Origin of the sequence: Paenibacillus sp. FSL E2-8871 (assembly GCF_038000345.1) — a bacterium.
In the GTDB taxonomy this organism is placed as follows: Bacteria; Bacillota; Bacilli; order Paenibacillales; family Paenibacillaceae; genus Paenibacillus_AQ.
In genome coordinates, this window is sequence record NZ_JBBOBV010000001.1 from 4,140,310 (window position 1) to 4,164,993 (window position 24,684).

Sequence of the window (24,684 nt, forward strand, 5' to 3'; positions counted from 1 at the left end):
ACATTACTCCTTCCCTTTCTCCACGTTCGTCGGAATGTGGATCACGATTGTTGTCCCTTGATTCTCGGCTGATATGATTTCCATTCTGCCTTCAAGCAGCTCTACACGTTCCCGCATACCTACTAGCCCGAAGCTTTCACGATTGCCCTGCGGATTTTTTAATTTCTGCACATTAAAACCTAATCCATTATCCTTAATCACAATCTTAATTAACTGCGCTTGGTAAGTAATCTCTACCAATACGAAACTCGGGTAGGCATGTTTAGCTGCATTAGACAAAGCTTCCTGGACCAATCGGTATACCGCTGCCTCCATGGCTGAAGATAGTCGATGTTCCTGACCTCTGGTTTCCAAGGTCGTCCTCAGCTTCGTCTTCTCCTCAAAATCATGCACATATTTCCGCAAAGTCGGAATTAATCCCAAATCATCGAGAGCCATCGGTCGTAAATTAAAGATGACCTTACGCATTTCTTCCAGGCTGTATCGAACCTGTCCTTTCAAATCTATTACTTCGTCCTGCACCAACCCAAATTCCTGCTTTACCAGCATTCTTTCTACAATTTCCGTCCTAAGGACTAGATTCGCCAGCATTTGAGCAGGACCATCATGAATTTCCCGGGCAATTCTCTTCCGTTCTTCCTCTTGAGCCAGGATTATCTTGAGTCCTATCATCTGTCTGTTCTTCGCAGATTCGACAATTCTCGTCACCTGACCTAGTTCTCCCGACAAATATTCGAGCACTACGCTCATTTGCGAACCAATTGACTCTGCGCGCTCTACAGAATTTTCGACACTGCGCACTCGCATTTGTAATTCATCACGTCTTGATCGAAGATAGACCTCTCGCTCACGCGTCATCATGAGTTCGAGCTGTAGCTCCGTAGCCTTCTCATAGGCAATACGGATATCCTTCTCCGAGTAGCGGACAAAGTCCCGGCTGACCTCTGTCAGCCGGATTCTGGAGCGATGATACTGCAGCTCCAGCTTGTCTACTTTTTTCAATGTCTCATCCGTTTCGTCCATGACCCGCTGCAGTTCTTTGTTGAGTGCAGCAAGTTCATCACGCGCAACCTGCAATATTTCAAAAATCTGATACTTGCTGCTCTCCATCACGTCGATGGTATTTTTAATGACGCGATCAATCGCATCGGCTTGAAATTCCACGGATGCTTGCCCCTTTTCTATCGAATCGTTTTAAAGGTTTTCCTTTATATTAACATATCACGATTCGATAGTTACGGTCTTCGTTTTCTGTTCCCATTTTACAGTTAATCCTAGCTGTTCAGAAACTAATCTTAACGGTACTAAAGTCCTACCTTGCAAAATGATAGGTGCTACTTCAGCACTCTGACGTTTACCGTTCAGCAGATATTCTTTTTTATTTACGGTAAGATCCAGTGCCTTGGCTCCGCGTAATACCATGATCTTCTTATTCACCTGATCCCAAGTAGCGCTGCCTCCGAAAGCATCAAGGACATACCGAATTGGCACATAAGTACTACCGTCTTTTACAATTGGAGCTACATCAATAGCTTTCTTTGTTCCGTTTACGGTCATTGCTTTTGAACCAATGCTCATGGAAGCCGTACCTTTCGGTAAGCCTGCATCACTAGAAAGCGATGGCATTGTAAACTTGATATTATCAACGGCAACTGTACCCGTCTTCGCCCGTTCATCTTGGCCTTCCTCTACGTTGACAACATAGAGTCTCTTCAGCGTTGCTGGGAATTTAATGCCTGAGCCTGACAAGTCAATGTTAATGTTCTTCCAACCATTCCAATCGATGATCTTCGCAAGATCCACATAAGCTGTAGCTCCACTGTTGTCTACAAATTCAGCACGCAGCCAATTCAAGCTCATATCGCCCATCACATCAACCGACATCGAAGTTGCAAGCGCTGGAACTGTTTTGCCGCTTGTACCATTAAGCTGAGCATAAGCATACATTTTGCCGCTGCCAGCCGTCATATCATAACTGAGTGACAGCACCTTGGAGCCTACTCTTTCAGCCGTTCCATCCACTATCGTTGCAGTACCCTGTACCGCTGGAACATTGGTAGTAAAGTCGATTGGATAGCTTACCTTCTCGAAATCTTCCCATGTTGTAGCTGCTGCTGTTGATAATACAACCACTGCACTAAATCCATCATAACGGGCAATAGCATAACCTGTAGTAACCCCTGCATCAACGGCGTTTACAGTAAGCTTGCCATCTTTCACGGCTCCCTTAAAGCCTACAAACTCCCACTTCAGTGCTGAATCCGGAACATTGATAGTTGTTCCACTCTTCGTTGCCGCTGTAACAGGGACAGACACAGTAGTTCCGGCTGTCAGTGGCGCTGTAGCTGTACCTACACTCATACTGGATAGATCATTACCACCCAGAACTGTAACAGTTGTAGAGGCGCTTGCAGAACCGCTTTTAGCCGTTAAGGTAACGGTACCTGGCTTCACTGCCGTTACTTCACCTGCACTTACCGTTGCGCTTCCGCCGCTTGATACCCATGTAGGATTACCTGCTACTACATCAATAGGGTTGTAGTAAGTGTCATAACCCTTTAAAGAATATGTTGCCTTTTGTCCAACCAGCAGTGCGGAACTTCCGCTAATTTTGATTCCTTTGACTTCACCTTGCGGTGCGTTAGTGTAGACACCAAGCCCGTTAACGATACTGCGTTGCTCTGTGCCATACTCTGTATTAAAAGTGAGTGTAGTAGAGGTTTCACCGAGGGGCCGGTCTACCATCGTTGTAGAGCCGCCTCCATCGAGATTAAGACCTTTCCAGACTCCAATATTGGTCATGAATGATTGCAATTCGGTTAGAGACATCCCTGAACTATTGCCATTTTTCTCAGTAGCTATGATATATACATAACGTCCGTCTTGAGAATATCCTAAAGCCGTGCGTGCACGATAGCCTCCAATGCTGCTAGTAGAACGAGAGAACGTTGCTGCTTTTCCGTTATTTACTAGAATCGTATGTCCGCCAATCATTGTTTGTAGACTCGCAGGATCTAGCGATTGCTGTGTAGTCTTAGATTTCAGGGAATACACACTTGTTACAGGTTGTCCTACCGTCAAATGGGCAGTAACATATCGTGCGGCTAAGCCATGTGCCCGCAAAATATAAGCTCCCTTTGGAACCGCCATAGGGAGTGCAGCATTTTCTGAGATTTGAGTAACTACACCATTCTCAACAAGTACCTCTGTTGGAGTGGTAGAGCTATTTTTAGGGCGGTCGAGTGCAGTCCATACATCTGTGTAGATATACATAGCATTAGCATGACTATAAGTCGAGCTGCCGCCTTCAGGGCTATAAGCGCCTTTATTGATACCGGAGATCTCAAACTGTGCGCCATCTGGCGCGGTTACCATCCCTTCAAAGCTGTACTCGTCAATAATAGGTTTGCGATCTTTTGTCACTGCAAAGGCATACATTCCATCTAATTGTGAAGGGGTAGACACCAGTACTCCACCTGATACTTGTCCACCGATCGGAGCACCCTCTCCACCTGTATTAAAATAATCGCCATTTACTGCGGCCACCGCTCCAGTTTCCTTGGCCATCCCGCCAGTACTTTGCCGCGTAGTCAGGTTTCCACCTTTACCAGTCATCACATCTAAAGAAACATATGGATTGTTAAGATCTACACGAATGACATCCGCAAGCCCAGAAGCACTCGCCCCAGAACGTGTAGTAGTATATTTATATTTCATCATAATGGCGCCCGAAGTAATCACTTCTTCTCCCAGCTTACTTACTTTAAAAGGAGCTGTGGCTGCAGCTGCAATTGGTGCAGATCCCTGACCAAACAGCATCATACCTTCACTGCCAATTACCGGCATAATCCATAACACACCAGCCAATGAAGCAGCAATCCACTTTTTAGTGGAAGATAATCTTATTCCCCGTACAACCTCGTTACTCTTCTTCTCCATGAAAACTTCATTCATTTCAACGTAACTCTCCCATCTCTTTTGTACTCTTTCAGTCCATATCAAAGTCTGGAAACTGGTCCCTATTTTTCTAGTACTCTTTTAATAGACTGAAAATAAGCCAAAAAGTTGCGAAATTGAGAGATTCCAAGCTTTATAGAGTCAAAGCTGTCATAATTAGACGACAAAAAAAGCCCGGCATAATTGCCGGGCTTTACCAATTGTTTGGTTATTTATAAGAGTTGTTTACAAGTAATCAGCCTGTTTCAGCATCCGTTGTAACATCACGGCAGCTTGGGCACGTGTGGCATTGCTTTGGGGGCCAAATTCACTTACTGTCATGCCCAAAATAATCCCTGATTGCACTGCCTTTGCGACGAACTCCGCACTTTGACTCTGAATCTTTGCTTTATCCTTGAATCTTGTAAGTGTTGAGGCAGAAGTACCGCTTAGTGTAATAGGATGATTGGTATATTCCATCGCACGGATCATCATGATCGCCATCTGCTCGCGTGTTATATTATCATTCGGACGGAAAGTACCATCCGTATTCCCTGTAATAATTCCAGCCTTAGCCGCTGCACCAATATAATCTCCTGTTTGTGTGAAAGGCCGCACATCCCGGAAGCGTTGTGCTGTCTCACGATCTCCAAGCAAACCCAGACCCCGACTAAGCATAACAGCAAACTCAGAGCGGGTAATTTTTTTCTCCGGATTATACGAATTGCCGTAGCTGCTATCGATAATACTCTTAGCGCCAAGCTCAGCTACAATCGCATTACTCCAGTGCTTACTCATATCCGTGAAAGTCCGGAGGGACAAGAAGGTCCCTAGCACCTGATTACCATTGGTTCGAGCACGAATAATCGTATAGCTGCCTACCGTACTGATTTTTGTGGGGAGATAAGCTGCATCGTCATAAGAAGGATCTAATCTGACTACAGATGTCTGCGCACTATTTAACGAGGAAGTAGTACGTACGGTGTATTCTCCTGGTACAGCCAGTGCCTTGGAATTCGAATTACTACCGCCAACGATCGCCGTCACACGTACATCCATGAGACTAGTAACGGTTCGCATTCCCAACGTTTGCAGCTTTTGCTCAAAAGGTGTAAAAGTGCCTGCTGGAACTTTATCCAAGCGAAACACGAGCGAAATATTTTTACTTTCCGAGTTCAGGCTGCTTGCAAGCCCGTTCATATCCATATCATTGAGCCCTACGCTAAATAGGTTATCTCCATGACGAATCATAAACTTAGTATTTTTATTACGATTTACCGCATCGAGCAATGGTTTTAGCGGAACGGATACAAAAGCTGCTTGCTCGGTGGAAGGAACTTCAAAAGCTAATATATCATTGTTCATCTTATTCAGATATTCATAACTTGCAGCTATTCGATCTGCGTTTATAGTATATCTTTTTACGGATTGATTGTATAAAGAACGGTCATCCACAATTTGTGAGGAGTCGCTCTTTAACAGTAGATACTCTTTTCCAAACTCACTCGTTGCAAGTGTTCCCAGATAGGATGGACGACTTCCAGATCCGGTGGTCACGCCGGTTAGATTCTGAACTGATAATGCTGAGAATGAGGATAGTATATTCCCACTCAAATCCTTAATCATACCGTTACCAGACATATAGGATAAGTCGACAGTTTGCCCGGTTTTTACAGCCGAGGATAATGTTATTTTTAGAATATTGCCTGAGATATAGTAGGATTGAACTCCCAAGCTGCTGCCATCTGCTCTAACTCCGAACTGATTGGTGTAGAGGGAACCGGATGCCTGCATATTCTTTGCAAAAGTAACTGTTAGCTCGTCACCTGAAACGGTCGCTGAGTTAATCTCTGGTATGGTGGTGCCGCTGTTTTCCGAGATGGATACAGGCTGCAGGTTAATATACGCTGCCCGATTCCCATTCAAATCACTTATCCCGGCAGAACCCGGCACATAAGATATAGTCACATTCTGATTCACCGTCAGCGCTGTCTGAAGCGTTAAAGTGACCTGAGTGCCGCTGACCGATACATTAGTTACATAATTAGGCGTGCTGCCCACTAACACAGAGAATTGGCTATTCAGTGGGAGATTGGTTGTAGACAAGCCTTCATTATAATTCAGAATGATTTTAGTCCCGCCTCCGGTTGCACTTTGAAACACTGGCGCAATCGTATCGTTAGTGTTACGGATATTGAAATCAGTAAAGTCCGCAATATTTTGTCCATAAGAATTTAGCAAAGGATACGAACCTGCATAGTAGGACACCCGAACGTTCTGTCCATTCGATGCTTCACTGCCCAATGTTAAATATACTGTATTGCCACTGGAACTGATCGAGTTGACCCCAAGTGAGCTTCCATCTGCTGTCACTAGGAACTGGTTATGAGCGTAATAAGAAACCGGCTTTAGTGTATCGTTAAAATTTAATACTACGGATCTTCCCGTGATTCTCCCATCTTTAGGTGTCGGCATGGAGGACTCAATGGAGTTCGTGATCTGTTTAGAGCTAAAAGTGCTCGCTGCATTTCCGCTTGGATCTTGAATCGTCCGCAGTCCGCCATTATAGCTGACCTTCACAATCTGCCCAACTGCTACTCCTGTACTCAGCACCAGATAAGCGCTGTCTCCCTGAATATAAACACTTTCAATCGCTCGATTCTCGTCGTTCACCGTAACTCCAAAGCTTGAGGTTAACAGCGCTATGGATGAATTGAGAGATTCATTATATTTCAGACGAATGGTTCGGTTATTCTCAAGCTGTGCTGATGTGAGCTGTGGAGCTGTCTTATCCAGAGACAAGGTCTTGAAGCTCCATGAATTTTTACCACTTAATCCGTCATATAGAACGTTAGCATCACTTGCGTCTACAAAAGCCCCTTTAGCGATATCAATGTAATAAGTTGAATCACTATCTAACGCTACAGAAGGTGTGATTATAAATTCTTTAGCTGTAGTGGTACTCCGAGTAACGTTAACCGGCACCTGAGATCCTCCGCTTTTATATAGAGCCACACCATTGGCCACTGCACTGTTGTAATTCACATCCCGATTAAAAGCGATCGAAAAGGATCTGTTGTTAGCAATAGATTCACTTCGATCAGATGGATTCAAAGCACTTACGCCAAGTCCTGTCAAAGATACCGTTGTGAAGGTCCAAGTGTACGGGCCCGAGGCAGGAAATACATTTCCATCTTGATCATAAAAAGCACCCTGGGGGATCGTAACTGTATATTGTGTGCCGTTTAGCAGAGGTGAGGCTGATGACGCTGGATTCAATGTTATGGTTCTGCTGCTTCCTCCAGTAACGGCTGGGGAGTTCACATCAAGCCATCTCGTTCTGGCATCGTTAGCAGCCCCTGGGGACACCGTAATATAACCTGATGCAGGCATCATAGGACGGTCAAAAGTGAGCTGTAGCGCTCCTGTGGTAGATATACCACCTGCACCGTTAGCCGGTGATGGGGTTACTGGAATTTCAGCTACACCTTTCGTAGAAAAACTCCATACATTCCCACTAGAAATACCAGCAAACGTTCGATTATCAACATCTTTAAAAGCGTAGGCATCTATTAGAACATAATAACTTCCTCCGGCTGCCAAAACTTTCTCCAACGTTAATTTAACTGTAGTAGAGTTTGCATCAGTTTGAACGTTAACTCTAGTGTCATCATCCTTTATTCTGAACTCTTGCACGGTTGTATTATCTGCTGAGGACAAGATTCTAATAGAGCCCCCACCTTTTAACAGTTGCTTATTTAGTGTCAGACTAAGTTCCTTTAAACTCCCGGCATCTACTCTTGCATTACTAGCCGGTGAAAAGTTGCCTGCCGTGATAGCCGTATTACTCTCGGGAGCGGTGGTAAATACCCATGAAGTAAGTCCTGATTCATTACCCTCGTTATCTTTGAACAATCCTTTTGGAATTGTGACTGTGTATGCCTTATTCGGAGTGAATTGTTGGTTTGGCCCTAATTTAAGCTCGTAATCTTTTGAACTACCAATTAAACCATAACTACCAATAGGAATCGTCACAAAAGGTGTACTATCACCCTGACCCGTGATGGTAATTTCTCCAGCCTGTGGGTTTACTTGACGATCAAAGCTTAATTTAAGAGATGACCCGATATTTACATAGGTTGCTCCAGGTGCTGGCGACACACTAATGCCAAATTCCGCTGCAGCATGTACTGCCGATATTCCAATTCCGATAGAAGGATACCCTGCTCCAAGTACCAGTTCTCCCGCTAGAAAAATTGCCGTCCATATTGAAATTTTTCTTTTCATGCCGTGATAGACTCCTCTCAAACCATACTAACGTCTTTATGTATATTCTTATATTTCGGTTAAAGGGCTTACAAAGTTTAGTAGTCTACTTCTCTATGATTAGAATCAATCCTAATTCTGCCCATTACATAAAAATAGCCCGCAGAGCTGACACTAAGTGCCAACTTGCGGGCTTAACGAATTATAAGAACATATAATTAACTACAATCCTGCTTGACCTCTGAGTAATTCCGCTTTATCTACGCGTTCCCAAGGAAGATCAACATCAGTCCGTCCAAAATGGCCGTATGCTGCAGTCTGTCTATAAATTGGTTTACGTAAATCAAGCATGGAGATAATACCCGCAGGGCGAAGATCAAAGTTGTTGCTGATCAGTTGAACCATCTTTTCCTCACTGATTTTACCTGTTCCGTATGTATCCACATTAATCGAGACAGGAGTAGCCACACCAATGGCATAAGCAAGCTGGATCTCACATTTATCAGCTAGACCCGCAGCTACAAGATTCTTCGCCACATAACGAGCAGCATAAGCCGCAGAACGGTCCACTTTAGTTGGATCCTTACCAGAGAATGCGCCGCCGCCGTGACGAGCGTATCCGCCATACGTATCGACGATAATCTTCCGTCCAGTCAGACCAGCATCCCCTTGAGGACCACCAATCACAAATCGTCCTGTTGGGTTAATAAAATACTTTGTTTCAGCATCGAGCAGTTCCGCAGGAACAACCGGCATAATTACATGCTCTTTAATATCTGCCTGAATTTGTTCAAGAGAAATTTCTTCTGCATGCTGTGTAGATACTACGATAGCATCCACGCGTACAGGCTTCTCATCTTGATATTCGATCGTAACTTGTGTCTTCCCGTCAGGACGCAAATATTCCAAGGTTCCGTTCTTACGAACTTCAGATAAGCGACGAGCAATACGGTGAGATAAAGCGATCGGTAACGGCATCAGTTCTGGTGTCTCATTCGTAGCAAAACCGAACATTAAGCCTTGATCACCCGCACCAATATTTGCTGTTTCTTCAGCCAATTGTGCTGGATCACGGTGCTCGAGAGCAGAGTTTACGCCTTGAGCAATATCAGCTGACTGCTCATTAAGTGAGCTCAACACTGCACAAGTATTATAATCGAAACCATATTTTGCACGTGTGTAGCCAATTTCTTTAATGGTATTGCGTACGATGGCAGGAATATCTACATACTCAGATTTGGTACTGATTTCCCCGATCACCAAAACAAGACCAGTTGCTACTGCTACTTCGCAGGCTACACGAGCATTTGGATCATTAGCTAAAAATGCATCCAATACCGCATCGGAAATCTGGTCACAGATTTTATCCGGATGCCCTTCCGTCACGGACTCAGAAGTAAACAAATGACGCCCTTTAATAGACAAGTATAACAACCTCCCTTATGGTTAGTCTGACACTGTATAAGGAGTTCCTTAATGATCACAGGCCAAATTAATAAAAACTATAAACAAAGAAACTCAGGGCCCTGTTCTTTTTATGAAGGATGATTGCAGTATTTCATGTTTATATTCACTAAACTCTTCAAAAAAATGAACCTTTCCCATATGGAAAAGGTCTAAGGCTTTCCTCAAAAGTCATATTATCTTATTTGGGAGGTGGTGTCAATTACTCCGAAGCCCCTCCATCACAGTATAAATATTGATTCCACGGTATTAAAAAGAAATATCAGATAGGATTAATAAGAATTCCTTCACCCTGATATTATTAAAGAAGAGACTGTTCTGCTTGCTTAATGAGTCTCTTCGTGATTTCTCCACCAACAGAGCCATTATCTCTTGAGCTAAGATGTCCAAGATACTGGCTACGGCCAGAACCACTACCTCCGATTGCTCCTAATTCAGAAGCAAATTCTGTGTCTGCTCCGCCTCCATAATGCGCTCCATATAAACCAAATTCAGCTGCAATCTCATATTGCATTTGCTTCAGCATTGCCCGACTTTCCGGTACCACTGTACGATTGTTACGTGCCATTTTTCAGCACCTCCTGTGAATTTGTAAGATTACAGGAATATTGTGCGTCCAATATCTAATCTTCAATCGCGCCAATGATTTGTAACTTTGGAAATCAGTTTGAAGGTATGATTAAGTACTTTTACGGGCATTATGAATATATATTATTACAAATTATTTTAGTGTATATCCACCACGAACCATGACAACAAGGCCAAGAGTTTGTCCTGATTGCACAGTAATACCACGACCATCACGAGGAAAAGATAATAAATGGTTAGTCGGCGCAGCTACTCCATTGGCAAGATCTTTACCATCCGTTAAATCAGCAACACCATTTGCATCCTGAGAGTAGATAACCGCTTTACCAGCACGAACGATAAATTCAGCACCTGCGGAAGCAATTAAAGTTTGTCCTGGTTTCACATCGACAATTACGGATTCATTACTGCTAGTAGTCGGATTTGTTGTAGCTGTTGGAGCTGAGCTTGGACTCGGAGTAGCTGTAGCTACTGGAGTTGTGCCTGTACCACCTGTAAGTGCCTTCTGAATTTGCTGATCAACATAGCTTTTGGTAACCACTGGGTCATCTGCTGTTCCAGGCTGTGAACCCACACCTGCACCTTCAGCAGTAACATTCAACAGTGATCCAGCCCATACACCACCAGCCAGCAATAAAGCTGCTGTTGATACTTTCCATACGGATTTCAATGAAATTCCTCCTCTTATGGGGGTAAAAACCTATAAAAAAAGAATAGCCTCCGAAGAGGCTATTCTGTGCTTCGGTAATCGGAGATTACTTAGCGGAGATTTCTGTTTCACCTTTGATAACGTTGTAATCAGTATCAATAAGTTTAGCGTCTTTAATGACTTTAACTACGATTCTGTTAACATCATTACTATTAAGGTCAAGTACTTCGTTTGTTGTTACTTTGTTGTCGATGGCATGTTTTTTGAACTTAACAGACCATTTGCCTTTGTCAGAACCATACTCAATCTTAGTGATTGAAACGATATCGTTTTGATCAACAGCGGTTGTATCGGAGTTGATGAAGAATTTCAGGTCTCTCAACATATCAACTTGAGTAGTCTTCTCGTTCAGATCCTTAGTGAATCCGAGGATCAGTTCAGTAGAACTACCGCTGGATACTACAGCAGAGTTGAATACTGGAGCGATTCTGCTAGTCAACTTACCTGTTTTCTTAGAAGCGGAAGCATCAATTGGGTTGCCCGCTACATCAGTAACACCATTAACTACGAACTCATAGTTATCAGTCTTCTCGACACTGGAGCTTGGAATGTGCACATATGCACGAGCATAAGTTGGGTTAGTTGCACTTTCAATCTTCGTGCCACTAGCGTTTAAAGTATCGATAGTTACGAAAGATCCAGCAGGCAGACCTTTGTTACCCAATGTATAACTATTGATATCTCTAATGGAAGCACTATTCAAGCCACCTGCATCATACAGATTAACTTCAATTGTGATATCGCCATAAGTTGATGTTCCAACAGTCAGTTGGCTATCCTTGAATACAACGCCACTGTTAGCAGCATCGAAGCTGTACAATGCAGGTACAGTAGTATCATTCGAAGCACTACCGATAGAAACAGTCACTACAGTTGCAGTGGACTCATTAGCCGAGAAGGACTTATCTTTGAATAGTCCTTGTGGCAGACGTACGGAGTACGATCCAGCAGGAACATTCACGCCAGTCAATGTAAATGTTTTGCCGCTTCCTACTACGCTGCTAGCGCTGTGTGTCAATTTAGTGGATTCACCAGTTTTTTCGTTGATCAGGTAAACATCACCTTTACCAGCATAAACGACATCTTTGGAGAATTTAAGAACAAGACCTTTATTAGAAGCAGTAGTTGTGTAAGTAGCAGTAGTTACTGTAGGAGCTACTGTATCCTTAGTAAAGGTGATATCTTTTTTAGTTTCGGCTCCTAGGATGTTACCCAGAGTATCCTTAACTGTTGCTCCGAAAAGAACAGATCCTGTAAATGTGCCAGTGCTAGGGAAGCTGCTCAAAGGAGTTTCCAAAGTGAACTTCTTACCATTGTCAGAAGTAACTACTCGGAAAGTACCTTGGCTTTCGCCTACAGCATTAAGCAAACGAACATTACCTACTAGGGAAGCACGCTCAACGTTTTTATCGAATTCAACTTCGACAAATTTGTCACTGATAGCTGTTACGCTCTTAATTACTGGAGCAGCTACATCAGAAACTACAGTTACTGTAGTTTTAATTGGGTTAGGGTTAGCTACATTACCAGCATAGTCAGTAACGTTTGTAAGCGATACGTCATAAGTCTTACCGCTTTCCAAAGTATCTGCAGTCAATTTGAACTCAGTGTAAGTGTCATTTTGAACAGATACAGAAGCACTCTTACCATTTACGTAAGCAATAATACCTGTTGTTTTAACCGGCTCGCTGAATTTAACATAAACATCTTTAGTTGTCGCTTTAGCTGTGGAGCTAACAGATGCAACAGTTGGGGCAACTGTATCAGCTACAGTCAACAACGAAGTGAATGCAGGAACCTTTTCGCCAGCAGTAGTAGCCACAGCGTCACTTACAACAACTGTGTAGTTACCTTTAAGTGCTTTAACGCCCGGCAAAGTAATTACAGCTTCAGTGTTGTCTGCATTGAAAGAAACATTTGCATTAGCAACTTCATCTTCTTTGTTGCCAACCTTAGTCACTTTTACAACGCCATCGATAACTTTACTGGATTCAGCCAAAGTATCAGTATCGATCGAACGGTTGAATTTAACTACAACTTGCTTAGCGTTTGGAGCTTCTACGGAAACAACCTTAGGAGCTGCCAAAGTTACTTTTGTAGTGTAATCGTGGTTGTTGTGTTTGAAGTTGATTGTAGTTTCAACGCCTGCTACAAGAGCAGTAGTCAATTCAACAGTTGTAGTAGTTTTGTCAGAGAAAGTAACAACTACTTTAGTTGGGCTTACTGCTTCAGCAGAAGCTACAGTAGGAGCTGCTTTCAATTGATCAACTGCATAAGCTGTTTCAACTACCAAAGAACGGCTAGCGTTAGCTTTGAAGTTAGTGTCTTTAGCAATCAGACCAGCATTGATTACCGCTTGAGCATAACCTTTAGCCCATGCAGATGCAGTGTTGTCAGATGTAGCTGGTGTTTCAAGTTTCAAAGCGCGGAACAATACAGCCGCTACTTCTTCAACTGTTACTTTACCGTTGTAGTCGAAGATACCTTTAACAGTATCTTTACCTTGCATCAAGTTAGCTGCAGTAACAGCTTCGATGTAAGGAACTGCCCAGTTCTTAGCGTTGTAACCTTTGTCTTTGTAAGACAATTTGTTAGTTACTTCAGTAAGATCGAACAACTTAGTAACGATCTTCGCGAATTCAGCGCGAGTAAGATCTTTTTCAAGGTGAGCTTGACCATCTGGGTACCCATTGAGAATACCTTTTGCTGCCAAAGCGTCAAATTTTTGTTGCGGAGTTGCTGCTGCGTCACCAAACGCTACAGAGGCAAACATCGAGAATGCCATTGCTGTAGATAATGCTACGGATAAAATTTTCTTCATAACCTTTTTTTCTCCTCCTTGGACGTTCATAAACTGAGATTTTTCTTTAGTTGAGTAGCTCGTGTCACTCATTAGCCGATGCACCCCCTTTCCAGAGTTGAGCAAATTAAGTATAAATAATGTCTGTGACGGGTATCACAGAAACTGGTAAACAATGATCAGGACATGACAATACTAGATTCCTAATTATACCTAAGTATTATACAATGTGCCTCAAGTCACGTAAAGCTAATTTTTCCATTTTGTTAAATTCGCTTTACCACCGGTTTATTTCAACTGCCTGTGTAAATGACTCTACACCTTAAACGCAGAAGATTTGGAAAAGTTGCGGTTTCTCAAAAAAATTCTTTTCTTTTTTTGTTTCCCGGTACAATCCCAATAGAAGATACATATGTATGTTCTACTAACTATTGTTAATCATGGGTTGCCACGGAAAATAGTATACCATAGTCGTTTTCTAAACGTCATTATGCAATATTTACTAAGTATCATTAACACTAGTGCCATTTGTTTAAACATTCCTACAAAATTTGAGTATAAAGGGGCAAAAAGACCTGATTACTCACATTCACCGTAGGCTGATTATATGGAGGCTCCTCTTCTGAGCTTCGGCTCTTAAAGCTATAATCTAAAAACCTTCTCTTATAGGTGTGATCAAACATGTTCTTTCTTGGTTTGCCTCCTGGTTCATTACTTTGATGATTCGTAAGCTAATGGCTACTATTTACCTTCACCATTCGGCCCTTCCCATACAGATATCATCCATACTGAACGTAACAAAAAAGCGCCGTTGCCGGCGCTTACTTCTATTACAGTAGGATCTAACGAATCTTCATAGATAACTGGATCAATTCCTGACGCTTTTCAGGACTTGAGTTTACATTGTCATACATTGCATCAATAGCTGCACGATTCTCGCGGTAGCTCTTCTCATGTTTAATTGTAGTATGAGACCATTCGATCAAAGCGTTCTCAGCAACGACAAGCTCATTGTAAGAATCATGGAATCCTGTAGCCTGCACAAGCTCCTCCATAACCTCCTGCGTAATCTCCTGTAGTGCCCGCTTAGCCGCAATTTCCTTTTCTAACACTTTTGCTCTATTCTCAAACATATTCTTGGCTTTCATGTAATCCAACTGTGCTTTTGCTAAAATCGGTTTCATGTTTGGCTTTCACCTTTCAGAAAATAATATTTTCTCAGTTATTGTATCGTAAATCGAAGCAGATTACAAAGATGTCTAAATGGTAATTTAAGCTGTATAAATCCACGTGCTCTTCAAAACTTTGCTTTTTCTTTTTTTTATTATACCCAAATGGTAATCAGATATAAAGTATACCTAATATATAGTGGCTGAAAAATGAACAAACAGAGGGCGACTAAACAGCCCTCTGTAATAAAATTATACAATATGAATCCTTCCCTCTAGCTCAGGTTTTTAGGGAATATAGTAGTACTCTTTTTCAATAGTTCAACAGCAATTTTCCCAGCTTCAGCTCTGGTCATGTTGGACTTAGGATTAAAGTTATATGAAGGTTTCTTCTGTCCTGGAGTGTTCACTTCAGTTCCATTCATGATTTTGGCTTTCGATACTGCTTGAACAGCAGACAATGCATAGGATTCTATCTTACCGGAATCCATGAATGACTTGGCGACATTGTCTTTTAATTTCTGATCATTCACTGCCAGCTTCAATTTAAGTGCTCTGGCGATCATTACAGCTGCTTGTTCCCTGGTAATCGGCTGATCTGGTCCGAATACACCATCAGAGAGTCCTGTAACGATACCTGCTCTTGCCGCTGTCTCAATATGGGCATAGTCCCAGGTAATTGAGCTTGCTCCGGGTACAAGATCCGCATATGTCTTCTTATCATCATAATTAAGCGGAAGGTTCAATCCTTTAACAAGAAGTGTTGCGAACTCTCCTCTTGTCGTCTGATCATCTGTTCCGAATTGCTCAAACCGCAAATTGTTCATAATTCCTTTAGAGTACAAAGCGTTCAAAATATTTCTGCCCCAAGCATGATTCGTAACATCGTTGTATCCTCGGCTCATCTTCATAACGGTATAGTATCCAAATTCATCAAATGGAACGGTGATTGTGTGTTTATTGGTATCTACAGTACCTCCAATATTTTCCCATTCCCGTTTATCATTATATTTGAATACAGTAACTTGGGTACCTGCCTCCACTACTACATTAGAGTCAAACGAAAGGGTCAGTGTACCGCGTTTGGATGGTGTAATTCTGCGTTCAGCGGGAATCTGCGGATCACCAAACAAACCATCTACAGAATATGGAGCTAATCCGTTTGTAGCAGGAATGTATCCTGCAGTTGAGACTGTGCCCAACTCTCCTAATCCACCACTAATCCAGTACATTTCCGAAATGCGTCCAAAGTTATTAGTCTCATAATCGGAGCTAAAACGAAGAGTAAACTCATCAGGAATCTTCCATGTAGGAATACCACTGTCCTCAAACGTCTCAGGGAAACCAATAACATTTCCATAATCATTACGGCGTTCTACTACACCTGTCTTCGGCTCTGCAATCCCAAAACGCAACTTCGTGTCAGGATAATATTTCGTGAGGTTCCGTCTATCTGTACTTTGCATTACCGTTCCTTTAGGGAAATTTAATTCTAATGCCTTGTTAAACACGCTGTATTTATCCGCTACCTTAGGTGCCATGTACTGTGAATCGACACCTACAGTCCCCGTATAGAATACGGAAATGGTATCTGTCGTGGTTGCTCCTCCGCGAACAATTGAAATCTTAATAGGATTGGCTTTATCTTGTTTTAAGCCCACATAATCTAATACAAATCTATTAGCCCCCAAGTCAGTACGTCTAACCGCGCGTTCCTTATCTACGATAACATCTGTAGCTCCTTCAGCCTCAATATCGAAGTGAATGAAGTTTTTGTTCACAACATATTGAGTACCTACAGAAGGCTGAGGTGAAAGAAGGCGATACGCACTTACTTCTCTAACAATCTCTAGCTTCCGACTGGTCTTAGCTCCTGTGCTGTTAATCAACTCAAGTGTGTATATATACGTTCCTGGTGCATCATTAGTGAGATCTTGTATTCGCATAATAAAGTCCTTTTGATTTCCTGCAAAGCTATAAGTGTATGCGGTACCTGGAGGAAAAGTGGGAGTCTCAGGCGTTTGTGAATTTGTAGGAATATCAATAGAAACAATATTTTTAGTACCCAAATTCAAATTAAGCTTAACAGCTCCGCTTCCTCGAAGAACTAAATCATACGTCTTCAAACTTGTTGTATATATATTATCTTTATAAATGAAATCTGGTGTTAAATTAAAAAGTTTGGCGAGTCCTGTATCGGTAGATGTAAAATCACGAGACGGAAAGTCCGGTCTTCCTGTACCAACAGCAGGTTGGAACTTACTAATCGTTGACACATTCTCATCAATAATATATATACGCAATTCCTTGCGCACTTCTCTTGTCTGTCCTTTGTCATCAATACCTGTTGCAGTAAAGATGATTTTGTTCTCTCCATATACCAACGGACCTGCTGTAGCGTTAACCCCTAGTGGAACTTCAAAATTACCTGTTTGTTTGTCCACCCAAGCATCGGTGCTTGATTTAACTTTTAGTCCATTAACATACATTTCAGCTACAAAAAAAGTACTTTTTAGATTTTGGAAATCAATGTACTGCCCTTTAACCGTGAGTGTTTTGTTTGCGCTTGAATCAATAGTATAAGTCTCTCCATCAGTGAGGTTAGCGACATAGATGTAGTTCTTTGATGCAAAGGAAATATTAACATCTTTATTTGCGGTAGAACCCTTAAAATTAAAGCGGACTGTCTGATTACCATTTTGAAAATCATTTATTTTGTAAATATATTCAGTATCTGAAATTGTCTTAACCAACTCAGGGGCTAGGTTTTTAGTGGATAAAGGTAAATAGCTAGCAAGTAACGTAGTATCATTAGGTAAACTATTAGTTTTGACCCGAATATAGAACTCACTGGAGTTCACCTTTGCTCCATTTAGCGATACGCCTGGTGGAATAGTAGTATCTGCGGGATTATATCCTTCTAACAGTCTCATATCAGTGATAACCGTTTTCCCCTGCATATATTGAAAATCCACGGAACGATTTATTGTTTTAGTCCCATAAGCGACCGAAAGAGCGTGAACTTGATCTACTAAAATATTGGCTGCCGTGTCTTTCGCCATAGTGAGTGGAATGCTGAATGTAACTAGACGATATGAAGGCGAATCTTTCTTCGGAGAAGGGACCAAAATTTCAGACCCAGTAGTTAAAGACAATTTACCACTAGAATCAATAGTCATCCCACTTCCATAAGAAGGGGTAACAACCGCATTATCAAGTTTTACAATTGCAGAACCAGCAAATGGAATCCCGGCATTGTCCGGAACCATCATTTGAACAAATACTTTGGCGGTATCCGCTTTCTCCGTAAATATCGGCTGATCTTTGCCAAGCAGATCCTGTACATAATTAGACGAATCCCCTAAGTATAATTTAACAATCGGATTCTTCTCATCAAAATAAAATATCGTATATTGAAAGGACAGCGTATCAGAGCCGTTCATTACGACTAACTTCAGCTCATTCACACCTGGTTTAAGTTGCATCCGCTGTGAGAAGAAGGTTCCGTCTTGCAATAGAGAGGTAGCTGATGCACCCTCACCGTTAATGGAAACAGTAACCTTTGTTGCATTTTGTGCTTTACCTTCCAAAGTGATTTCTGAGTTCGCTACTACAAGCTGCGCACCTTCGTTCAGGTCAAGCTTATCTGAACCGCCTAATACTTGAAGCTTCTCAACATAAGGTACCTTATCAAAAAGAACATAAAAAGCCTCAGAACGATCGTTACTTCCCTGCGACCCGGTCAACGTAATCCGATTAATTCCCGGATACAGCGTCAAATTCGCGGTAAACCGGTTATCCGGGCTATCAACATCCAACTGAACAACACCTGGCATCACATGTGTAGGGTCTTCAACCCACTTTCCAGCTTGCTGATCCCAGCTCAATAGTTGTACATTTGCTCCCAGAGTAGAGCTGGTTACCTTTGTATAGGTTCCTGAAACCTTCAAGCTCGCATCGGTTACTTGCAATACATTAGTTCTGGAGATTTGAGTGGTTGTACCTGTTGACGGTAATAGTGTCAGATCAACTGTATTTCGTAAAACTTTATTATCAGGTGTAAAATAACTGGTGGGCTTATCTGCCGCTTCTGCGGTATTCATAAGTCCAGCGGGGACTAAAGTTACTACCAAAGCAAACAGTAGCGACCATATAAATGTCTTTCTCATGCGCTGCATGTCATTAATCTCTCCCTTTTGTTGACGTTAACTATTTTATCGGTACATAAGATGATAATTTGAAGGAATACTGCTTAATAATTTTATAAAAAGAACATTTTTTAGCTAATTTTAAGAACGTAAAAAGCCCATCCTGTGACAGAATAGGCTTTTTACATAATGAGATCTTGTTGTTTCTATAATTATTATAAAGTGCAGCTTACAGTTTAGATCCGCGTTCCTGACTCACCTTCATCCGCATTCTTAAAAAGAAATCAATCAGCGGCCGTTTAGTCTTACCGATCAAACCAGTGATTTCAGCACCGATTTGCAGGAAGAAGAGCATGATACAGATAACCACGAACGTAACCCAGTTCGCTTCATAAAGAGCTGCGGATGATTGAATGACAGCTAGAATACCGAAAAACGCAGCAATACCATAAATAATGAGTACAGTCTGGCGATGGCTAAAGCCAAGCTCGCGTAGACAGTGATGCAAGTGACCTTTATCTGGTGCGAAAATTGGTTTCTTTTGCAGCTTACGGCGCACGATCGCAAAGAACGTGTCCGACAATGGTACACCGATAATAAGCAAAGGTGTAATAAACGAAACCACTGCAATCTGTTTAAATCCTAGCAAAGCAAGTAATGCCAAGCAAAAGCCTAAGAACAGTGAACCCGTATCACCCATGAAAATCTTAGCAGGATGGAAGTTAAAGAACAGGAATCCGATGATGCTACCCAGAAGCAACAAACACAGCATTGCCACCATGGTGTTTCCCATCACGAAAGCCATTGCCGCAATCGTAGCAATTGCAATTCCTGATACACCAGCCGCAAGCCCGTCCAGCCCGTCGATCAGATTAACGGCATTGGTAACACCGACAATCCAGAAAATCGTAAGCGGGATAGCAATCCAGCTCTCCAGTGAGGAATACGTATTGTTAAATGGAATATTCACAAAATCTACAGTAATACCAAAGCCGAAAACAACGATACAGGCTGCGATAATTTGGCCCAGTAGCTTCACTTTTGCTGATAATTCGAATCGGTCATCGAGTGCCCCGATAAGTACAATCAGTCCGCCACCACATAGCAGCGCTTTGATGAAGTTGACCTCCCGCGGAGTGAACTCGTATGGAATAATCGGCAATACGGCAAGCAGGCCTAACACAAACGCTAGAAAAATAGCTAATCCGCCAAGGCGGGGCATAATTTTCGTGTGCACTTTACGAGCATTCGGCACATCTGTTGCACCAATCTTAATGGCGAATTTCTTCACCAAAGGTGTGAGGCCAAGTGCGAGTCCCATGCATACGATAAATCCAGCGATGTATATGATTAACATTTGATCAGTCGACCCCCATTTCTCTACCGCATTGAATTATACGCTGTTACAAAAACAAATTCCAATCCTTTATTTAGGCTATTTATCTCATTTTCTAGGTGAATATCGGCATTTTGCTAGACTTTTGTTACTTTATCTTTCTCACGCACCACTTTTAATGCGAATTTCGGCAGTGCAAGCATTCGTTTGTACCGTGTAGGTTCTTTTAGGAGACGGTACAACCATTCTATTCTCATTTTTTGGAAGGCTATTGGCGCTCTTTTGCTCTTCCCAGAGATCACGTCAAAGCTGCCGCCGACCCCCATCATGATCGGAACGCCCAGTTTGGACTTATATTTAGCAATCCAAGGTTCCTGACTATCCGCACCTCTGGCAACAAATAATAAGTCAGGATTAGCTTTAACAATTCCAGCCACAATTTCTTCATCTGCATCCGGACCAAAATAACCGTCGTGATATCCTGCAATGATAACACCCGGATATTGCAATTGTAACCTTTCAGCGGTTTCCCGAATCACTTCAGGCGTAGAACCTAGGAGATATACCTTCCAACTATATCTTTCACCCTGCCGCATCAATTCATGTAACAGATCATAACCTGCTACCCGTTCTGATACCGGCTCATTACAATAATTAGCAGCCCATACAACGCCTGTCCCATCGGGGACAACCAATTCAGCCGATTTCATAATATCCATATAAGCTGGATCTTCCAGTGCAGCCATAACCATAATGGGATTAGCTGTAATCACTTGATGCGGGATACGGGTATGAACAGCCTCCGTCAAATAGGCAACTGTTGCTGCCATATCAACTTTCGAGACTCTAATTCCAAAAATAGGAACTGTAGGTACCGCGCTTTCTGCTTTCACTTTAGATCATCCTTTATGGTGAAAATATTCTACGATTTGCCGAGCTGGTGCCTCTGCTTCTTGAATCAACTTGGAAATGACATCTTCCCGTGCCGCTCTCCATTCCTGTCCTGTGTTCAAAAGATGAACAATCTCGGCAGCAACATGTTCAGCATCAAGTGTGTTCGTTGCTCCAACAGGATGACACTGGATTCTATCCAGAAAATGATCGATCTTCGGATCATAAGAAATACCAATCAGTGGAACACGTCTTCCAGCCGCGTAAATCAAGCTATGAAGCCGCATGCCGATCAGAACATCGCATTGTCCCACTTCCCGTAGCATATGCTGCGGGTGAATAGCATCCTCACATATACTGATCTGCCCACCATGCTCGATTATGATTCCCTTCAGCTTCTCCATCATATAACGTGAAGCCTCATTGTCCGAAGGGGTGTGAAAAGGGAGAAATCGCAAATGTAACGGAACCTCACGGTTGGCCTTAATCAAGCCTTGTGCAAGAGCCTCCAGTTCTCTGCGGTCTTGCTCCCAAAAACGTACCGATATCCCAATCACCGGAAGTGAATCAGATAATTCTGAAGATTGTGTAGTAGCATCCGTGTCCTCTGGCAAAGACAAGCCCATAACCGGGTCGGGAACAACCTCTATCTTTTTCTGTTCCAGTCCCATAGATAGGAGAAGCTCACGGGATTGTTCATCCCGCACAGATATATAAGTACATTTACGAAACACGGATTTGATTAAAGGGTGAAAAAGCTTGCGATTCACTGGCCCGATACCTTGAGCATAGATAAAGGTTGGTCTCCCCATCCACTGCGCAAGCTTGATAATACCTAAATAGTAAGGAATACTCTTACTACCTGTGACATCCTGCAGCAAGCTGCCCCCACCGCTGATCAGACCAGCGCTCTCATAAATCGCTTGACGGACTTCAACAAGCTTCATCCGGTGCACGGATTTCACTCCGTATGTGGCGCTCGTCCACTCAGGATCAATGGACAGCACTATAGGCTCAATGGATATACCCAAAGCTTGAGACTGTTTCTGCAGTGCAATTAGAATGGACTGCAGCACCGCCTCATCTCCACTGTTACGGAAACCATAGTAACCAGAGATAACTATCTTTTTAGGAGTGGCGACCATCGTTTCCAACACCCTTCTGCAATCTGCCATACGATTACGGCAATTATACCAATGATCAGTCCGAGTCCAAGACCGAGCAATCCACGAACCAGCGAGATCAGAACAGGTGAATGAATATGTGCAAAGGTATCCACCATGGAGAGCTGACCAATTACGGCAATGATCATGATAAATGCTGCATTCCGATATCTAAAGGCCAGGAATGCACCAAGAATTAATAACGGATGTGCGAGCAAAAACTCTTTATTACGCGGCCGGACACCAACCGTATTCTCTAGGAATGTACGGAAGGCCATTTCTAGAGGTGTTACGTTACCACCATTTCCAGTACGGCTTAAATAATACATACCTACGACCCCAAGAACCATAGCGGCAAGAACCATAGCTAATGTGATTGGTGTACGCAGCAGCTTACCTGTCTTGTTAAAGACAAACTCTCCACGATAGAGGAGTACATAAAGTGCTACAAGACCGATAGGCGCCATATGGAGCAGACTAACACCACGGAACTGGTCCAGCACTAGGCTGTAGGTTATATTGTTGAGCAGTGCGATCACGAAAGGTACAGCGCTCAAAGAAATTAATGAAGTCTTCAAATAAAGCACCAGACTATGCGTAAACCGACGTTGCGGGCTCATAGCCTTATAGGTAAGGGTATTGTTCCGTAGCGGAGGTCCCATTTCATTGACCTTACGAATGGCAAGTACAACCGCCAGGGTTGGTGCACTTATCGCAGCCGCTAGCGCCAGTGCCTGCTCAAATAGCTCTGGTTTCAAGACCAGCAGGCCTGCACTTCCCAGTAATCCTAGCACCCATGCTGGGATCGTAAGCCATGGAATAAAGTAAGAAATCAGCAGCGCTACTAATGAGACTGCGCCAACTACCGCAACTAGCTTGAAGTAACGCTGATAAGACGAATCTACAACCTCAAAAGCCGTAGCTTGTCCTAACTTAAACCCATTGTCTTTGATCTGCTCAACGGCACCACCAGGATCACTCAGACTCGTGACAAGGTTGTCTAGCGTATCTGTAATCTGTGCCTTAGCTGTATTCCGTGAAGGAATTGTATTTAAATAAATCATGCGGATATTGCGATCCTTTGTTGCCAGCGCGAAACGATCTGAGATCACTTTTGGATCTAAGGCAGAGTCCCCTTCGCTAAGGGAGTATAACCGTGTTACGTTATAGTCCAGCAAATAAGCAAGCTTGTTAAAACCCTTCTGCTGTTTCTTAATATTTTCAATTGCTGCAATTCCGATTCCACGTTCCTTAAGGAGATTTGCAAAGTCAGTGATACTAGCCGTATCGGCATCGTCATTAAACCCTTTAACGGACTCTCCCTCGAATAGGATTCGTTTTACACCCAATTCTTCATAACGATCTAACAGCTTCTTAACTGTTGCTTTATTATAAGTCAAAGAATCCACAAGACGCGGTACAATGGTGAACCCTTTGTCATGCAGCATCTCCAGTGTAAATGGATCCGGCTGAAGTGGCTTCAGTGTAGCATCTTCTATTGGAGTCTCAATAATAAGACCTTGTTGTCCGCGGAAACTCCATTCCTTCGAAGTAATCCCAAGATTACCGAATGCCTCTTTAATGACAGGCGCCAGGGCCTGGTAGTAATCAGGATTAGTAAAAAGAACATAAGTATAGTTCTCATTCACCGGAATGATTGTATCCGTAAGATTAGCGATATCAGCCGCACCCCACATCATTAGACGACGCGCCTTCCGATAATCTTCCAGCGTGCTTTCGTAAATCGCCATACTCTGAACACCAGCATCTTTTAGACGATCTAACTGTTCGGAAATATAATCCTGCGGATTTGCACGATAGCTTGCTACTTCAACTAAATCACGGTAATCAAATACAAATTCCACTGTCTTGGAAGACTTCTCCGTCTGCAGACGGTCATAGACAACTGGCAAGGCAGCTAAAACGCCAACCACAACTATGATCCACAGCCACTTTCGGGAAGAAATATTCCAACGTTGCCATTTTTGCTGCACCAAAAGTACCTCCTCTTTCACTTCAAAACTCTTTTTACAAAAGTAGAAACGGATCGTCATCCTTTTAGAGACGGTACCCGTTTCTATGCAAGCTCAAACGCCTTCGGCGTCCTTCCAAGGACGGTAAGCGTTTATGCGAGAAATATAAGATATAAAGTATGGCGTGAAACTTATACTTTCTTATATTTTAAAAATATAATTTCACAATATAGAGCGCGAT

13 protein-coding genes are annotated in these 24,684 nt (G+C 42.7%); all 13 read right to left on the reverse strand.

Annotation, left to right across the window (positions count from 1 at the left end):
- Positions 1-3: 3 nt before the first annotated feature.
- The 13 genes from NYE25_RS18895 to NYE25_RS18955 all read right to left on the reverse strand — a co-directional run bounded on the left by NYE25_RS18895 (position 4) and on the right by NYE25_RS18955 (position 24,464).
- A complete protein-coding gene (locus tag NYE25_RS18895; protein ID WP_042131343.1) occupies positions 4-1,164 on the reverse strand; it encodes a sensor histidine kinase in 1,161 nt (386 codons plus the stop codon).
- A gap of 57 nt (positions 1,165-1,221) precedes the next feature.
- Complete coding sequence (locus NYE25_RS18900; protein ID WP_341146586.1) at positions 1,222-3,954, reverse strand: stalk domain-containing protein; 2,733 nt, start codon at positions 3,952-3,954, stop codon at positions 1,222-1,224.
- Between the two features lie 228 nt (positions 3,955-4,182).
- Entirely contained in the window at positions 4,183-8,223 is a 4,041-nt protein-coding gene (locus tag NYE25_RS18905) for an Ig-like domain-containing protein (RefSeq protein WP_341146587.1), read from the reverse strand.
- 201 nt (positions 8,224-8,424) lie between these two features.
- A complete protein-coding gene (metK, locus tag NYE25_RS18910) occupies positions 8,425-9,627 on the reverse strand; it encodes a methionine adenosyltransferase (protein WP_042192431.1) in 1,203 nt (400 codons plus the stop codon).
- Positions 9,628-9,967: 340 nt separating this feature from the next.
- A complete protein-coding gene (locus tag NYE25_RS18915) occupies positions 9,968-10,234 on the reverse strand; it encodes an alpha/beta-type small acid-soluble spore protein (RefSeq protein WP_076285662.1) in 267 nt (88 codons plus the stop codon).
- Between the two features lie 153 nt (positions 10,235-10,387).
- Positions 10,388-10,924 carry a hypothetical protein gene (locus tag NYE25_RS18920; RefSeq protein ID WP_341146588.1) on the reverse strand — a complete coding sequence of 179 codons (537 nt, stop codon included), beginning with the start codon at positions 10,922-10,924 and terminating at the stop codon, positions 10,388-10,390.
- 85 nt (positions 10,925-11,009) lie between these two features.
- Entirely contained in the window at positions 11,010-13,784 is a 2,775-nt protein-coding gene (locus NYE25_RS18925) for a hypothetical protein (protein ID WP_341146589.1), read from the reverse strand.
- Between the two features lie 821 nt (positions 13,785-14,605).
- On the reverse strand, positions 14,606-14,947 hold the full coding sequence (locus NYE25_RS18930) for a hypothetical protein (protein ID WP_042131350.1): 342 nt from the start codon (positions 14,945-14,947) through the stop codon (positions 14,606-14,608).
- A gap of 260 nt (positions 14,948-15,207) precedes the next feature.
- Positions 15,208-19,110 carry an S-layer homology domain-containing protein gene (locus NYE25_RS18935; RefSeq protein WP_341146590.1) on the reverse strand — a complete coding sequence of 1,301 codons (3,903 nt, stop codon included), beginning with the start codon at positions 19,108-19,110 and terminating at the stop codon, positions 15,208-15,210.
- 199 nt (positions 19,111-19,309) lie between these two features.
- Positions 19,310-20,437 (reverse strand): glycosyltransferase family 4 protein, encoded by a 1,128-nt coding sequence (locus NYE25_RS18940; RefSeq protein ID WP_339799167.1) that lies wholly within the window; start codon positions 20,435-20,437, stop codon positions 19,310-19,312.
- A gap of 116 nt (positions 20,438-20,553) precedes the next feature.
- On the reverse strand, positions 20,554-21,309 hold the full coding sequence (locus tag NYE25_RS18945; protein WP_042192439.1) for a WecB/TagA/CpsF family glycosyltransferase: 756 nt from the start codon (positions 21,307-21,309) through the stop codon (positions 20,554-20,556).
- Between the two features lie 6 nt (positions 21,310-21,315).
- Positions 21,316-22,452: a polysaccharide pyruvyl transferase CsaB gene (gene csaB / locus NYE25_RS18950; protein ID WP_341129613.1), complete on the reverse strand. Its 1,137-nt coding sequence runs from the start codon at positions 22,450-22,452 to the stop codon at positions 21,316-21,318.
- Positions 22,428-24,464: a DUF5693 family protein gene (locus NYE25_RS18955; protein WP_076285657.1), complete on the reverse strand. Its 2,037-nt coding sequence runs from the start codon at positions 24,462-24,464 to the stop codon at positions 22,428-22,430. The genes csaB and NYE25_RS18955 overlap by 25 nt, the downstream gene beginning before the upstream one ends.
- Positions 24,465-24,684: the final 220 nt, after the last annotated feature.

Bases quoted from the DNA above. Each gene is read 5' to 3' on its own strand.
- NYE25_RS18935 (WP_341146590.1), bottom strand. From the start codon at position 19,110: ATGCAGCGCATGAGAAAGACATTTATATGGTCGCTACTGTTTGCTTTG.
- csaB (WP_341129613.1), bottom strand. From the start codon at position 22,452: ATGGTCGCCACTCCTAAAAAGATAGTTATCTCTGGTTACTATGGTTTC.
- NYE25_RS18925 (WP_341146589.1), bottom strand. From the start codon at position 13,784: ATGAAGAAAATTTTATCCGTAGCATTATCTACAGCAATGGCATTCTCG.
- NYE25_RS18905 (WP_341146587.1), bottom strand. From the start codon at position 8,223: ATGAAAAGAAAAATTTCAATATGGACGGCAATTTTTCTAGCGGGAGAA.
- NYE25_RS18940 (WP_339799167.1), bottom strand. From the start codon at position 20,437: ATGTTAATCATATACATCGCTGGATTTATCGTATGCATGGGACTCGCA.
- NYE25_RS18915 (WP_076285662.1), bottom strand. From the start codon at position 10,234: ATGGCACGTAACAATCGTACAGTGGTACCGGAAAGTCGGGCAATGCTG.
- NYE25_RS18930 (WP_042131350.1), bottom strand. From the start codon at position 14,947: ATGAAACCGATTTTAGCAAAAGCACAGTTGGATTACATGAAAGCCAAG.
- NYE25_RS18900 (WP_341146586.1), bottom strand. From the start codon at position 3,954: ATGAATGAAGTTTTCATGGAGAAGAAGAGTAACGAGGTTGTACGGGGA.